14 protein-coding genes are annotated in these 12,955 nt (G+C 63.2%); 7 read left to right on the top strand and 7 right to left on the bottom strand.

The window, feature by feature from the left end:
• Positions 1-12: 12 nt before the first annotated feature.
• Entirely contained in the window at positions 13-504 is a 492-nt protein-coding gene (gene ruvX, locus QM801_RS07660) for a Holliday junction resolvase RuvX (RefSeq protein WP_415018617.1), read from the bottom strand.
• A gap of 34 nt (positions 505-538) precedes the next feature.
• Between ruvX and QM801_RS07665 the strand changes: the two genes are divergently transcribed.
• From QM801_RS07665 to QM801_RS07680, 4 genes are read left to right on the top strand one after another with little or no spacing between them, the layout of a single operon-like run.
• Positions 539-1,246, top strand: a complete 708-nt coding sequence (locus QM801_RS07665) for a GNAT family N-acetyltransferase (protein WP_415018618.1) — start codon at positions 539-541, stop codon at positions 1,244-1,246.
• A 47-nt stretch (positions 1,247-1,293) separates the two neighbouring features.
• Positions 1,294-1,581 (top strand): Asp-tRNA(Asn)/Glu-tRNA(Gln) amidotransferase subunit GatC, encoded by a 288-nt coding sequence (gene gatC, locus QM801_RS07670; protein WP_415018619.1) that lies wholly within the window; start codon positions 1,294-1,296, stop codon positions 1,579-1,581.
• Between the two features lie 2 nt (positions 1,582-1,583).
• Positions 1,584-3,050: an Asp-tRNA(Asn)/Glu-tRNA(Gln) amidotransferase subunit GatA gene (gene gatA / locus QM801_RS07675; protein WP_415018620.1), complete on the top strand. Its 1,467-nt coding sequence runs from the start codon at positions 1,584-1,586 to the stop codon at positions 3,048-3,050.
• 46 nt (positions 3,051-3,096) lie between these two features.
• Positions 3,097-3,642, top strand: a complete 546-nt coding sequence (locus tag QM801_RS07680; protein WP_415018621.1) for a hypothetical protein — start codon at positions 3,097-3,099, stop codon at positions 3,640-3,642.
• A gap of 53 nt (positions 3,643-3,695) precedes the next feature.
• Here the strand turns inward: QM801_RS07680 and QM801_RS07685 are convergent, their stop codons facing one another.
• Together QM801_RS07685 and QM801_RS07690 are read right to left on the bottom strand one after the other, a co-directional pair.
• Positions 3,696-4,352, bottom strand: coding sequence for a peroxiredoxin (locus tag QM801_RS07685; protein WP_415018622.1), 657 nt, complete (start codon positions 4,350-4,352; stop codon positions 3,696-3,698).
• A gap of 111 nt (positions 4,353-4,463) precedes the next feature.
• Positions 4,464-6,935 (bottom strand): GcvT family protein, encoded by a 2,472-nt coding sequence (locus QM801_RS07690; protein WP_415018623.1) that lies wholly within the window; start codon positions 6,933-6,935, stop codon positions 4,464-4,466.
• 193 nt (positions 6,936-7,128) lie between these two features.
• On the opposite strand from QM801_RS07690, the gene QM801_RS07695 reads away from it, so the two are divergent.
• Positions 7,129-7,530, top strand: a complete 402-nt coding sequence (locus QM801_RS07695) for a rhodanese-like domain-containing protein (RefSeq protein ID WP_415018624.1) — start codon at positions 7,129-7,131, stop codon at positions 7,528-7,530.
• 12 nt (positions 7,531-7,542) lie between these two features.
• Positions 7,543-8,742, top strand: a complete 1,200-nt coding sequence (metZ, locus tag QM801_RS07700) for an O-succinylhomoserine sulfhydrylase (protein WP_415018625.1) — start codon at positions 7,543-7,545, stop codon at positions 8,740-8,742.
• 1 nt (position 8,743) lies between these two features.
• On the opposite strand, the gene QM801_RS07705 is transcribed toward metZ, so the two are convergent.
• From QM801_RS07705 to QM801_RS07720, 4 genes are read right to left on the bottom strand one after another with little or no spacing between them, the layout of a single operon-like run.
• Positions 8,744-9,889, bottom strand: coding sequence for a GNAT family N-acetyltransferase (locus tag QM801_RS07705; protein WP_415018626.1), 1,146 nt, complete (start codon positions 9,887-9,889; stop codon positions 8,744-8,746).
• Complete coding sequence (locus QM801_RS07710) at positions 9,889-10,647, bottom strand: glycerophosphodiester phosphodiesterase family protein (RefSeq protein ID WP_415018627.1); 759 nt, start codon at positions 10,645-10,647, stop codon at positions 9,889-9,891. Before QM801_RS07710 ends, QM801_RS07705 begins: the two co-directional genes overlap by 1 nt.
• Positions 10,647-11,111, bottom strand: a complete 465-nt coding sequence (locus tag QM801_RS07715) for a RidA family protein (RefSeq protein ID WP_415018628.1) — start codon at positions 11,109-11,111, stop codon at positions 10,647-10,649. The genes QM801_RS07710 and QM801_RS07715 overlap by 1 nt, the downstream gene beginning before the upstream one ends.
• 9 nt (positions 11,112-11,120) lie before the next feature.
• Positions 11,121-12,095: a 2-hydroxyacid dehydrogenase gene (locus QM801_RS07720; protein ID WP_415018629.1), complete on the bottom strand. Its 975-nt coding sequence runs from the start codon at positions 12,093-12,095 to the stop codon at positions 11,121-11,123.
• A 50-nt stretch (positions 12,096-12,145) separates the two neighbouring features.
• Between QM801_RS07720 and QM801_RS07725 the strand changes: the two genes are divergently transcribed.
• The gene (locus QM801_RS07725) at positions 12,146-12,949 is read left to right on the top strand and encodes an EipB family protein (RefSeq protein ID WP_415018630.1); all 804 of its coding nucleotides are present in this window, start codon (positions 12,146-12,148) and stop codon (positions 12,947-12,949) included.
• Positions 12,950-12,955: the final 6 nt, after the last annotated feature.

Consider the following 12,955-nt stretch of genomic DNA (forward strand, 5'->3'; position numbering starts at 1 on the left):
GGCGATGGCGCCTCAGCCTGTGGGTAAGTCGCCCTGTGGTGAACGGAGTGCGTCGAGGAGCGACTGGAGGATGTAGGCGGCGGCCAATTTGTCAACGTTTTCAGCCCGCTTGGCGCGGGACATGTCAGCCTCCAGCATGGTGCGGGTGACCGCTGCGGTGGAGAGCCGCTCGTCCCAGAAGACGATGGGAAGGGTGGTCATCTTCGAGAGGTTCCGCGCAAAGGCCCGCGTGGCCTGGGCGCGGGGCCCCTCGGTGCCATCCATGTTGAGCGGCAGGCCGAGGACCAAAAGGCCGATCTGCTCCTTCTCGGCAAAGGCCAGCAGGTATTGCGCATCGATTGTGAACTTTGCCCGCTTGATGGTTTCCCGCGGGGTGGCGAACTGGCCGGTGAAGTCACTCGTCGCCATGCCGATGGTCTTGGTGCCGAGGTCGAGGCCGAGCATCCGCCTTCCCTTAGGAAGCGAGAGGGCGGCGGTCCGGGCCTCTGAGGCAAAACTGGTCATGGACAGAGCCATAGCGGGGCAGGAAAAGGGGTCAATGAGCAAATCTTCAAAACCCAAGGCGGCCCGCCCGGTGGGGCCTGCCGTCGATCCGCTGCCCACGGGAGCCTTGCCCGACCTTCGGCCGCTCCACGGCCGCTGGGTGCGGCTCGATCCCGTGAGCGTGGCCCGCCACGCCCAATCCCTGTTCAACTCGTTCCACGGCTTCGACCCGGACGGCGATGTCTGGACCTGGATGGCCTACGGGCCATTCGACGACCTCGACAGTTTTGCTGCCTGGCTCGACGGCCGCGAGAAGAGCCGTGACCCATGGTTCTACGCCATCATCGACCGGAAGAGCGGGGAGGCCCGCGGCATGGCCTCGTATCTCCGGGCGGACCCTGCCAATGGCGCAATCGAGATCGGCAACATCTGGTTCTCCCCCGGCCTGCAGCGCACACGTGAGGCGACCGAGGCGATCTATCTCCTCATCCGCCATGCCTTCGATGACCTCGGCGTACGCCGCCTGGAATGGAAGTGCGATGCCCTGAACCAGCCCTCGCGCGATGCGGCGAAGCGTTTCGGCTTCGTCTTCGAGGGCATTTTCCGCCAGCATTACATCATCAAGGGCCGCAACCGGGATACCGCCTGGTTTTCGATCATCGACAAGGAATGGCCGAAGATCCGCAAGGGCTTCGAGGCCTGGCTGGCCGACGACAATTTCGATGCGGAAGGCCGCCAGAAAGCAAAGTTGCAGGTCTCCTGACCCTTTGCTAACACCCCGCCCGAAACTGAAATTTCGGGAATCCACTCATGTCGGTTGATCAGGCCATGGTGAAGCGCGTGGCGCGTCTCGCGCGCATCAAGGTGAAGGACGAGGACGTTCCGCGCCTTGCGGGCGAGCTCAATGCCATTCTCTCCTTCGTCGAGCAGCTGAACGAAGTGGACGTCTCGGGTGTCGAGCCGTTGACCTCTGTCGTGGCCATGAAGATGAAGATGCGCGACGACGTGGTGACGGACGGCGGCATTCCGAAGGACGTGACCAAGAATGCGCCGGCCAGCGAAGATGACTTCTTCATGGTGCCGAAGGTGGTGGAGTGATCATGAGCAGCCTGACCTCTCTCACCATTGCCGAAGCCCGCGCCAAGCTGAAGGCGCGCGAGATTTCTGCCGTCGAATTGACCGAAGACTACATCAAGGCCGTGGAAGCGGCCCGCAGCCTCAATGCCTACGTGGTGGAAACACCGGAGCAGGCTCGGGCCAGTGCGGCGGCTTCGGACGTGCGGTTGAAGGCCGGCACGGCGGGTGAACTGGAAGGCATTCCGCTCGGGATCAAGGACCTCTTCGCCACCCGTGGCGTGCACACCCAGGCCTGCAGCCACATCCTCGACAAGTTCAAGCCGACCTATGAATCGACGGTGTCGGCGAACCTGTTCCGCGAAGGTGCGGTGATGCTGGGCAAGCTCAACATGGACGAGTTCGCCATGGGCTCCTCCAACGAGACCAGCTACTATGGTCCGGTCACCAATCCGTGGCGGCGCAAGAACTCAAACGCGGCGCTCGTGCCGGGCGGCTCCTCCGGCGGGTCTGCCGCGGCCGTTGCGGCCCACATCTGCGCGGCGGCGACGGCCACCGACACAGGCGGCTCCATCCGCCAGCCCGCCGCCTTCACCGGCACGGTCGGCATCAAGCCCACCTATGGCCGCTGCTCCCGCTGGGGCATCGTCGCCTTTGCCTCCTCGCTCGATCAGGCGGGCCCGATTGCCCGCGACGTGCGCGATGCCGCGATCATGCTGAAGGTGATGGCGAGCGTTGATCCCAAGGACACGACCAGTGTCGACCGCCCGGTGCCGGACTATGAGGCCGTGCTGGGCAAGTCGGTGAAGGGCCTGCGGATTGGCATTCCGAAGGAATACCGCCCTGATGGGCTTCCCGCCGAGATCGATGCGCTGTGGCAGAAGGGTGCGGACTGGCTGAAGGCGCAGGGCGCCGAGGTTGTCGAGATTTCGCTGCCCCACACCAAGTATGCGCTGCCCGCCTATTACATCGTGGCGCCTGCCGAGGCTTCTTCGAACTTGGCCCGCTACGATGGCGTGCGCTACGGCCTCCGCGTGCCGGGTGACGACCTGATCGATACCTACGAGAACACCCGTGCCGCCGGTTTCGGCCGCGAGGTACAGCGCCGCATCATGATCGGCACCTATGTTTTGTCGGCCGGCTACTACGATGCCTATTACGTCCGTGCGCAGAAGGTCCGTACACTGATCAAGCAGGACTTCGACAAGGCCTGGGAGAAGGTCGACGTGGTGCTCACCCCGGCGACGCCGTCCGCGGCCTTCGCGCCGGGCGAGATCACCGACCCGGTGCAGATGTACCTGAACGACGTCTTCACCGTGACCGTGAACATGGCGGGCCTGCCCGGCATTGCCGTTCCGGCGGGGTTGTCGGAGCAGGGGCTGCCGCTTGGCCTGCAGCTCATCGGCAAGCCCTTCGACGAGGAAACCCTGTTCCAGACCGCCTATGCCATCGAGCAGGCGGCGGGCAAGTTCACCGCCCAGAAGTGGTGGTAAGTCATCTTTGACGATCTGTTGAGGATGGCGCGGTAGTCTTGCGCCCATGCGCGACGACATCGATATGGCGGATGTTTACCTGTTGGCGGCGCCCTGGACCGTCGGCCTTGTACTGGCGGCTGTCGCGCTGCTCCTCTTTCCGCTGAAGCAGACGCCGGGCTGGCGGCAGGTGACCCCCGGCGTCAGCTACTGGGCGGCCATGATCTTCGCGCTTGCGCTCGCGGGCCTCATCGGCTGGGTCTGGATGTTCGTCGGCTCGTCGCGGCCCGACGGCGCCACCCAAATGCGGATCGCCTGGTGGCTCGCCTTCCTGTTCGGCTGCGGGGCGGCTGTGATGGGCTGGCTGATCCTTTCCCTTCACCGCTTGAAGATTGCATGGAGGGGAGAGACGTTACGCTGGTCGGGGCAGGCGGCAGTGCCCATGCGTGATCTCGAAAGTCTCTCCACAAAAATGTTCGGCGGCACGCGGCTGCGCTTCCATAACGGCGCGCATCTCACTGTGGATGGCGGCGCCTATGGCGCCTCTGCCCTCATCGAGAAGATCGAGGACGTGAACGGCCTTGCACCCTCAGACCGGCCACCCGAGCATTGAAAAAGCCGGACTGTTTCCAGTCCGGCTCTACACAATCAGAATGATGAAATGCGTTACTTCACGTCGACGAGACGGAGGTAAGGCTTCTTGGCCTGCCAGCCCTGGGGGAACTTCTCCTTGGCGGCTTCGTCCGAGATGGAGGCGAGAATGATCGCCTTGTCGCCCGGCTTCCAGTCGGCGGGTGTCGCCACCGACTTCTGGGCCGTAAGCTGCAGCGAGTCGATCACGCGCAGCACCTCGTCGAAGTTGCGGCCGGTGCTCATCGGATAGGTGAGGATCAGCTTGATGCGCTTGTCCGGACCGATGATGAAGACGTTGCGCACGGTCGCATTGTCGGCAGCGGTGCGGCTCTTGGCGGAGCCCGAGGCGTTCGGGTGGATCATGCCGTAGAGCTTCGCCACCGTCATCTCGTGGTCGCCGATCATCGGATAGTGCACTTCGCCGCCGGTCACGTCCTTGATGTCCTGCTTCCAGCGCAGGTGGTCATCGACGCTGTCAACCGAGATGCCGATGAGCTTCACGCCGCGCTTCTGGAACTCGCCGGACTTCAGCGCCATGGCGCCGAGTTCGGTGGTGCAGACAGGGGTGAAATCCTTGGGGTGCGACACGAGCACGGCCCAGGAGCCTTCGATGTAGTCATGAAACTTGATGCGGCCTTCGGTGGTGTCGGCCTCGAAGTCGGGTGCGATGTCGCCCAGTTGCAGTGCCATGGCGTTGATCTCCTTCTGTGGTCCCTTCGGGAATATAGGACTGCCCGTGTTCGGAATAAAGAACAATCTTACCCTCTCGCCGAACGGTTGCAGTCCTCATGTAGCGCTTTGTTATTGTTTGATCTTTTCGCCTTTGGGATCATAGAAGGGGGCGAACTGCACCTTTGCCTTGTGCTTCTTCCACGCCAGTTCCACTTCCCATGTGCCCGAGGCCAGCCAGTCGGCGGAGACGCCGCCCTCGTTCTTCACATAGGCCAAGGCGAGTGAGCGGCCCACGCGGTGGCCCCAGGCGCCGGAGGTGGTGGAGCCGACGATCACGCCGTTCCTGTAGACCGGTTCCTCGTGATACATCATCGGCGCCGTGGGACCGTTGTCTTCAAGGGCGATGGCCACCATGCGCTTCGGCAGCACCTTGATCTCGCGCTGCCTGAGCAGGGCTTCGCGGCCGATGAAGCCGCCGGGCTTGTCCCACGCCACGCCGAAACCGAGGCCCGCCTCGAGCGGTGTATCCTCGTCCGACATGTCGTGGCCCCAGTGGCGGTAGCCCTTCTCCATGCGGGCGTTGTTCATGCCGTGCATGCCGGCGGGCGTGAGGTTGAACTCCGGCCCTGCCGCCAGCAGCGTCTCCATCACATGGGCCGCGAATTCGGCGGGGATGTAAAGCTCCCAGCCCAGTTCACCCACATAGGTGAGGCGCGAGGCGCGAACGCGGGCGTAACCGATTTCGATTTCCTGTGACGTGCCGAAGGGGAAGGCGGCGTTGGAGAGATCGGCGCCCGATACCATCTGCAGCAGGGCGCGGGACTTCGGACCCATCACCGCAATCATCGGAAGGCCCGAGGTGATATCGACGGCTACGCAATTGGCGTCGCCCGCCTGCCGCTTCAGCCAGGCCATGTCGCGCGTCTGCGGTGCTGCACCCGTTACCACCAGGAACTTCTGTTCGGCAAGCCGCGTGACGGTGAGGTCGGCCTCGATGCCGCCGCGCTCGTTCAGCCACTGGGTGTAGACGACCTTGCCCAACGGCACGTCCACATTGTTGGCCGAGACGCGGTTGAGGACAGCGAGCGCATCCTTGCCCTCCACATGATACTTCGCGAAAGAGGCCTGGTCGAAGAACACCGCGTCGTTCATCAGGCGCTCGGCTTCGTACTCTGCGCAAGGGAACCAGTTCTGCCGGCCGTAGGAATATTCGTATTCGCGCTTCACGCCGTCGCGGGCATACCAGTTGGGACGCTCCCAGCCGTTCACCTCGCCATAGACCGCGCCAAGCTTGTCCGTATACTGATGAATGGGCGAGCGGCGCACGCCGCGGGCCGTTTCCGCCTGGCGATAGGGCCAGTGCATGGCATAGAGCAGGCCGAGGCTTTCGGAGGCGCGGTCGTGGACATAGCGCGTCACCGACTGGAAGGGATGGATGCGGCGGATGTCGATGCCGTTCACGTCCATGGGCGGGTGGCCGTCCTTGATCCACTGCGAGAGCACAAGGCCCGCGCCACCCGAGGACTGGATGCCGATCGAGTTGAAGCCCGTCGCCACATAGAGATTGCGCAGTTCGGGCGCCTCTCCGAGGTAGTAGCGCACGTCGGGCGTGAAGCTTTCCGGCCCGTTGAAAAAGAGCTGGATGCCCGCCGTTTCAAGAAGCGGTACGCGGTTGATCGCCGAAGTGAGGATGGGCTCGAAATGGTCCATGTCCTCCTGCAGGGTCACGAAGGCATGTTCCTCGTCGATGCCGATGCCCTTGCCGTGGGGTGGCCAGGGCTTGGCCTTGGGCTCGAAGGCACCCACCATCAGTTTGCCGGCATCCTCCTTGTAGTAGGTGCATTCGTCCGGCACGCGGACCACGGGCATGTTACGGGGCAGGGTGTCGATGGGCTCCGAGACAATGTAGAAATGCTCGCAGGCATGGAGCGGGATGTTTACGCCCACGCTGCGTCCCAGTTCCCGGCTCCACATGCCGCCCGCCACCACCACCTTGTCGGCGGCGATGGTGCCGCTGGTGGTCTCGACGCCGCAGGCGCGGCCGTCCTTGGTGATGATGCGGGTGACCTTGACGTTCTCGAAGACCTTGCCGCCCCGGGAGCGGGCGCCTGCCGCCAGCGCCTGGGTCACGTCGATGGGGTTCACCTGGCCGTCCTTGGGCAGGAAGACGCCGCCGGTGACACCCTCGAAATTGTAGTGGGGCAGGCGCTCCTTCAGCTCGCCCAGCGAGAGCACGTCGATGGCAAGGCCGAAGTTCTTGGCCATGGAGGCGCCGCGCAGCAGTTCCTCGAGACGGCCCTCGTTGAGGGCGAGCGAGATGGAGCCGTTCTGCTTGAAGCCGGTGGCCTGGCCCGTCTCCTTCTCCAGCCCCTCGAACAGGGTGGTCGTGTACTTGGCGAGTTCCGTGAGGTTGCGGGTGGCGCGGAGCTGGCCCACAAGGCCCGCCGCATGCCAGGTGGTGCCCGAGGTCAGCTGCTTCCGTTCCAGCACCACCACGTTGGTGATGCCAATCTTGGTGAGGTGATAGGCGATCGAACACCCGACGATACCGCCGCCGACAATGACGACATCGGCGCGGGCAGGGAGGTTTGCAGCAGACATTTGTTATCCCTCGGAAACGTGTTGCCTGAGCTTATCAGAGGTTGCCTTTCGACCAAGAGCCAGAACGCCGCGACGGGTTGCCCAAAAATCTCACCCCGGACCAACGGCGGCCGGGCCTTGGCATTTGCCGTTCCCGCGCAAACCGTCTAAGAGCCCGGCCAGACACAAGACCTCTCAATGTGATGGTGTGACCATGTACCAGGGCGATATTGCTCCCCCCGAAGCCTTTGACCGGCTCAAGAAGAACGCCAATGCCGTGCTGATCGACGTCCGCACCCAGCCGGAGTGGACCTTCGTCGGCGTGCCGCAGGTGGACCGTCTCGTCCGCCTCTCCTGGCAGGTCTATCCGCAAATGGAAGTGAACTCCCGCTTCGTCTCCGAGGTGGAGGGCATGTCGCTCGCCAAGGATACCGAGATCATGTGCATCTGCCGCTCCGGTGCACGCTCCGCCTCTGCCGCTTCGGCGCTGAGCAACGCGGGCTTCACCAATGTCTGGAACGTCGCCGAAGGTTTCGAGGGCGACAAGGATGCAAAGGGCCAGCGTGGCAAGACCAACGGCTGGAAGTCACACGGGCTCCCTTGGGTGCAAAGCTGATCGCGGAACGACATGACCAAGAAGACACGCACGAAGAATTCGCCCAAGTGGGGTGACGCCACCAAGCTCGTCCGCGGCGGCCTCGACCGCACGCCCTATGGCGAGACGGCGGAAGCGCTCTACCTGAACTCCGGCTTCGTCTACGATGCGCCCGAGACGGCTGAGAACCGCTTCGCCAACAAGGACGATGGCTACGTCTATGGCCGCTACGGCAATCCCACCGTCACCATGTTCGAGGAGCGCCTTGCGCTTCTGGAAGGGGCGGAGGCCTGCTACGGCGTCGCCTCCGGCATGGCCGCAGTCTACGGCGCTCTCGCCTGCCAGTTGAAGGCTGGAGACCATCTGGTGGCGTCGAAGGCGCTGTTCGGATCCTGCTACCAGATCATCACCTCGATCCTGCCGCGTTTCGGCATCACCCACACGCTGGTGGATGGCAACGACATGGCGGCCTGGGAGCGGGCCATGACGCCCGCCACGAAGGTGGTCTTCCTCGAAACGCCGTCGAACCCGACCCTCGAGATCATCGACATCGCCGCCGTGGGCAAGATCGCCAAGGCGGCGGGTGCCTGCTTCGTGGTCGACAACATCTTCGCGACACCGGTTCTGCAGAAGCCGCTCGAGATGGGGGCGGATGTCATCGTCTATTCCGGCACGAAGCACATGGACGGTCAGGGCCGCGTCCTCGGTGGTGCCATCGTGTCCACCAAGGCCTTCAAGGAAGAGCTGCTGAAGCCCTTCCTGCGCCACACCGGGCCCTCGCTGTCGCCGTTCAACGCCTGGGTGCTGCTCAAGGGTCTCGAAACCCTGAAGCTCCGTGTCGAGGCGCAGAGCGAGAGCGCCCACTCGGTGGCCGAGCATCTCTCGGCGATCAAGGGCGTGACCAGGGTCATCTATCCGTATCTCGACTCGCACCCGCAGTACGAGCTGGCGAAGAAGCAGATGACCAAGGGCGGCACCATGGTGACCTTCGAGGTCGCTGGCGGCAAGAAGAAGGCCTTCGATGTGCTGCGCAATCTGAAGCTGGTCGATATCTCGAATAATCTCGGTGACGCCAAGTCGCTGATGACGCATCCAGCCTCCACCACTCACCGCAACATCGGTGAGGAGGCTCGCGCCATGATGGGGATCACCGACGGCATGCTGCGCCTCTCGGTCGGCCTTGAAGACGTGGCGGACATTCTCGCCGACGTGACCGAGGCCATCGCCGGCTAATCTATTCGCGCTCCACCCGGAAGGGGGAATGTTTGGAGAGGATCTCGCTGTTTTCATCCACGGCGGCGCGTTCGGAGGCGAGGTAGTCGTCGACGGCGCGCGCCAGCCCTGCGTGAACGAAATGATGTGAGCTGTAGGTTTTGACTGGCAGGTACCCACGGGCGAGCTTGTGTTCGCCCTGTGCGCCCGCCTCCACGATCTTCAATCCGCGCGCAATAGCGAAGTCGATGGCCTGATAATAGCAGGTCTCGAAATGCAGGAAGGGATGATCCTCGACGCAACCCCAGTTGCGGCCGTAGAGGCGGTCCGAGCCCACGAGATTGAGCGCGCCGGCGATCACCTTGTCATCGCGCTTGGCCAGCACCAGCAGCACATCGTCGGCCATGGTCTCGTGAATGCGGGCGAAGAAGGCGCGGTTCAGATAGGGCTTGCCCCACTTGCGGCTGCTCGTGTCCATGTAGAAGCGGTAGAAATGATCCCAGTGCGCAGTGGTCAATGCGGCACCCGTCGCGTGTTCGAAGGTGATGCCGCGCGCAGCAACCGCCTCCCGCTCTTTGCGGATGTTCTTGCGCTTGGAGGACGAGAGCGCCGCGAGGAAATCCTGGAAGCTGCCGTAGCCCTGATTGTGCCAGTGGAACTGGATGTCCTGCCGTTGCAGGAAGCCGGCGCCCCTCAGCAGCCGCCAGTCCTGCTCGGGTTCGAATGTGATGTGCACGGAGGATGCACCAAGGTCGCGGGCGAGTGTCTTGAGGCCCTCGGCAAGAAGCTGCTTGCGATCGTCGGTGGCGGCGAGCAGGCGTGGTCCCGGCACGGGCGAGAAGGGTACCGAGACCTGGAGTTTCGGATAGTAGCGCCCGCCGGCGCGATGGAAAGCATCGGCGAAGCCGTGGTCGAAGACATATTCGCCCATGGAGTGAGACTTGAGATAGCAGGGCGCGACACCTGTGATGGCGCCGTCTTCCTCAAGCACCACATGCTGCGGCACCCATCCCGTTTTGCCGCCGACGCATCCGGAGTCTTCCATTGCTGCAAGGAAGGCGTGCGAGATGGAAGGATTGCGTTCACCGCCTGCCGCCTGCGTCAGGCCGTTCCAGACCGTGGCGGGAATCTCCGCGATCCGGTCTACCACCCGCACGCGGGCGCCCATCAGGCGGCAAAGCCCTCGAAGGTGATCTGGTCGGAATAGCGGCGGGCCAGGCGGGCTTGCTCCTCGTTGCGGATCGTCCAGGTGATGATCGGATGACCTGCGGCGCGGATGCGCTGCACCGGCGCGTAGGGCAGTTCCCGGAAATAGAACGACACGAAGTGGGGACGCGTTCGGGCCAGATGCGAGAAGGTGCGCATCTCGAGACGCCGGTCGATCGAAAGGATGTTGTAATAGGAATTGACGGCACGGTCGGCGGTGATGCCGCGCACCGTGTAAGGCGAGTATTCGGCAACCGCGGCGACGAGATCGGGATCGAACGACATGATCGCATAGGGCCCGTCGTAGGGCTCGAGCACCTTGAGGGCGCGGCGAGCCAACGCATCGTCACCGTTCCAATGGGATTTCAACTCGATCACCAGCGGTACCCGGCCATCCACCTGATCAAGCAATTCGCCGAGCGTCTGGATGCGGTCCTTTCCGATGCGATAACTGTATGTTTTCAGTTGCTTGACTGTGAAATCCTTGACCATTCCCTGAGCCTCGCAAACGCGCTCCAGGGTCTCGTCATGGAAGACGACTGCGTCACCTTCGGCGGTGATCTGCAGGTCGCACTCGATGGCGTAGTTGTTACGGATCGCGGAAGCGAAAGCACTCTCGGTGTTTTCGAGATTGCCGTTCGCCTTGTCGTGCTGTCCGCGGTGGGCGATCGGCCGCTCCACCAGCCAGGCGAGGTCACGAACCTGCGGGGTGAAGCGCATCACTCGACCTCGACGATGGCTTCCACTTCGACGGCAGAGTCGAGCGGCAGCACGGCGACACCCACCGCTGCGCGGGCATGTTTGCCGCGGTCACCGAAGACGGCGGCGAACAGATCGGAGGCGCCGTTCACCACCTTGGGAACGTCGGTGTAGTCGGGTGTGGCGGCGACGAAGCCGGTCACCTTGACAACGCGCGTCACCTTGCTGAGATCGTGGCCCGTGGCCTCGTTCAGTTGCGCGAGCACGTTGATGGCGCAGAGGCGCGCGGCCTTCTGGCCGTCTTCCAGCGAGACGCCCCCACCCAGCTTGCCGATGACGGCGACCTTGCCGTCAACTACGGGAATTTGCCCGGAGACGAAAACCAGATTGCCGGTGCGGATGAAGCCCTCGTAGCTGGCGACGGGCTTGGCGGGTTTGGGCAGGGTGATGCCGAGATCTTTCAGGAGCTTTTCAGGCGAAGGCATGTGGTTCACTCACGTCAGTTGGTCACGCGGCGCCTTGCCCTGGGCAAAGGCCGTCAGGTTGTCGAGCGCACGCAGACCCATATTGGTTCTGGTACGCAGTGTGGCGCTGCCCAGATGTGGCAGCAGGAAGACATTGGGAAGGTCGCGGTAGCGCGGGTCTATGTTGGGTTCGCCCGCAAACACGTCGAGGCCGGCGGCGGCGATGTGGCCGGAAGTAAGGGCGGAGATGAGCGCCTCGTCCTCGACGATGCCGCCGCGCGCCGAGTTCACCACGATCGCGCCCTTGGGCAGCAGCGCCAGGGTGCGGGCGTTGATCAGGTTCTTGGTCTCGGGCGTCATGGCACAGTTGATCGAGACGAAATCGCAATGGGGCAACATGCCTTCGAGCGTGGCGTGGAAGGTCGCGCCTTCTGCCTCCGCGGGGCTGAGCTCTTTCCGGTTGTGATAGTGGATGGTCATTCCGAAGGCGCGGGCTCGCTTCGCGACCGCCTGCCCGATGCGGCCCATGCCGATGATGCCGAGGCGCTGACCGGAGACATCGTGCCCCAATGGCTTCACCATGGAGGCCCCGGGCCAGCGGTTCTCGCGCACCATGCGTTCTCCCCAATAGGCACCGCGGGCTGCGCCGAGGATGAGGAGGAGGGCGATGTCGGCGGTGGCGTCGGTGAGGACGCCCGGCGTGTTGGTGGCAACGAGCCCCTTGGCCTTCACGGCGGCGAGGTCGATGTGTTCGTGTCCGACCGAGACGGTTGAGATGATCTTCACCGAGGCCGGAAGTTTTCCGATCAGGTCGGCGTTGAACTTGTCCATGGAGGTGATGGCCAAGCCGAAACAGCCGTCGGCCGCCCGGCAAAGCGCGTCGGGTGTGTAGGGCTTGTCTTCAGGGTTGAACTGACAGTCGAAGGCCTTGGCAAAGGCCGCCTCCGCGTCGTCCGGCAACTTCCGGGTGACGAGTAATTTATGCCTCTTTTCGGCTCGGTCCATGTTATCATTTACCCAAATCAATGGAATTCAATGGAATGCCGTCTTTGACCATGAATCGCCTCGTTCTTTCCAGTGCAAGTTTTCTCCTGCTTTTTTCGCTTCCCGCCGCAGCGGCCACCCTTCAGGCGCACCGGGCCTATTACGATCTCGAGGTGAAACGCCTCGAGGCTGGCAACAATATCTCGTCCGTCACCGGCAAGCTCGCCTACGAGATCACCGGGTCGGCCTGCGACGGCTATGCCATCAATTACCGGATCGCCAACCGCATCGTTTACGCTGAGGGTGGGCCGCAGGTCATCGACAGCCAGATGACCTCGTGGGAATCCGGCGACGGGCTCCAGCTTGATATTACGCAGAAGCAGTATGTCGACTCCAAGGTCAACTCGGAGAGCCGTATCAAGGTGAAGAAGGACTCCGCCACCGCGCCGGCCAAGGGCCTGATCACCACCACCGACTCGAAGGAGTTCGAACTCACACCCGAAGCCGTTTTTCCCACCGCCTATCAGGCCAAGCTTGTCGATTCCGCGATCAAGGGCGTGACGCGTGACATCTCGACGATCTACGAAGGCTCGGAAGAAGAGAAGGCGATGCGGGCGATCAGTTTTATCGGCCCGAAGAAGCTGGCGGAAGGCCTGCCGGACGGAGCGGGCGACCTCACGAAGATGGCCGCTTGGCCTGTCTCCATCAGCTACTACGCCCAGGATGCGCAGGATGACGAGCAGCCGCTCTATCAGGCGAGCTTCCTGATGCTCGAGAACGGCATCTCAACGGACCTCGTCCTCGACTACGGCAGCTATTCGCTTTCCGGCAAACTGACGAAGCTGGAACTGCTCAAGCCCGATACCTGCCCGTGACCGGCA

Origin of the sequence: Aestuariivirga sp. (genome assembly GCF_047600585.1) — a bacterium.
GTDB lineage: Bacteria > Pseudomonadota > Alphaproteobacteria > Rhizobiales > Aestuariivirgaceae > Aestuariivirga.

Bases quoted from the DNA above. Each gene is read 5' to 3' on its own strand.
- QM801_RS07695 (WP_415018624.1), top strand. From the start codon at position 7,129: ATGTACCAGGGCGATATTGCTCCCCCCGAAGCCTTTGACCGGCTCAAG.
- QM801_RS07725 (WP_415018630.1), top strand. From the start codon at position 12,146: ATGAATCGCCTCGTTCTTTCCAGTGCAAGTTTTCTCCTGCTTTTTTCG.
- metZ (WP_415018625.1), top strand. From the start codon at position 7,543: ATGACCAAGAAGACACGCACGAAGAATTCGCCCAAGTGGGGTGACGCC.
- QM801_RS07705 (WP_415018626.1), bottom strand. From the start codon at position 9,889: ATGGGCGCCCGCGTGCGGGTGGTAGACCGGATCGCGGAGATTCCCGCC.
- QM801_RS07720 (WP_415018629.1), bottom strand. From the start codon at position 12,095: ATGGACCGAGCCGAAAAGAGGCATAAATTACTCGTCACCCGGAAGTTG.
- QM801_RS07680 (WP_415018621.1), top strand. From the start codon at position 3,097: ATGCGCGACGACATCGATATGGCGGATGTTTACCTGTTGGCGGCGCCC.
- QM801_RS07715 (WP_415018628.1), bottom strand. From the start codon at position 11,111: ATGCCTTCGCCTGAAAAGCTCCTGAAAGATCTCGGCATCACCCTGCCC.
- ruvX (WP_415018617.1), bottom strand. From the start codon at position 504: ATGACCAGTTTTGCCTCAGAGGCCCGGACCGCCGCCCTCTCGCTTCCT.
- gatA (WP_415018620.1), top strand. From the start codon at position 1,584: ATGAGCAGCCTGACCTCTCTCACCATTGCCGAAGCCCGCGCCAAGCTG.
- QM801_RS07690 (WP_415018623.1), bottom strand. From the start codon at position 6,935: ATGTCTGCTGCAAACCTCCCTGCCCGCGCCGATGTCGTCATTGTCGGC.
- QM801_RS07665 (WP_415018618.1), top strand. From the start codon at position 539: ATGAGCAAATCTTCAAAACCCAAGGCGGCCCGCCCGGTGGGGCCTGCC.
- gatC (WP_415018619.1), top strand. From the start codon at position 1,294: ATGTCGGTTGATCAGGCCATGGTGAAGCGCGTGGCGCGTCTCGCGCGC.
- QM801_RS07685 (WP_415018622.1), bottom strand. From the start codon at position 4,352: ATGGCACTGCAACTGGGCGACATCGCACCCGACTTCGAGGCCGACACC.
- QM801_RS07710 (WP_415018627.1), bottom strand. From the start codon at position 10,647: ATGCGCTTCACCCCGCAGGTTCGTGACCTCGCCTGGCTGGTGGAGCGG.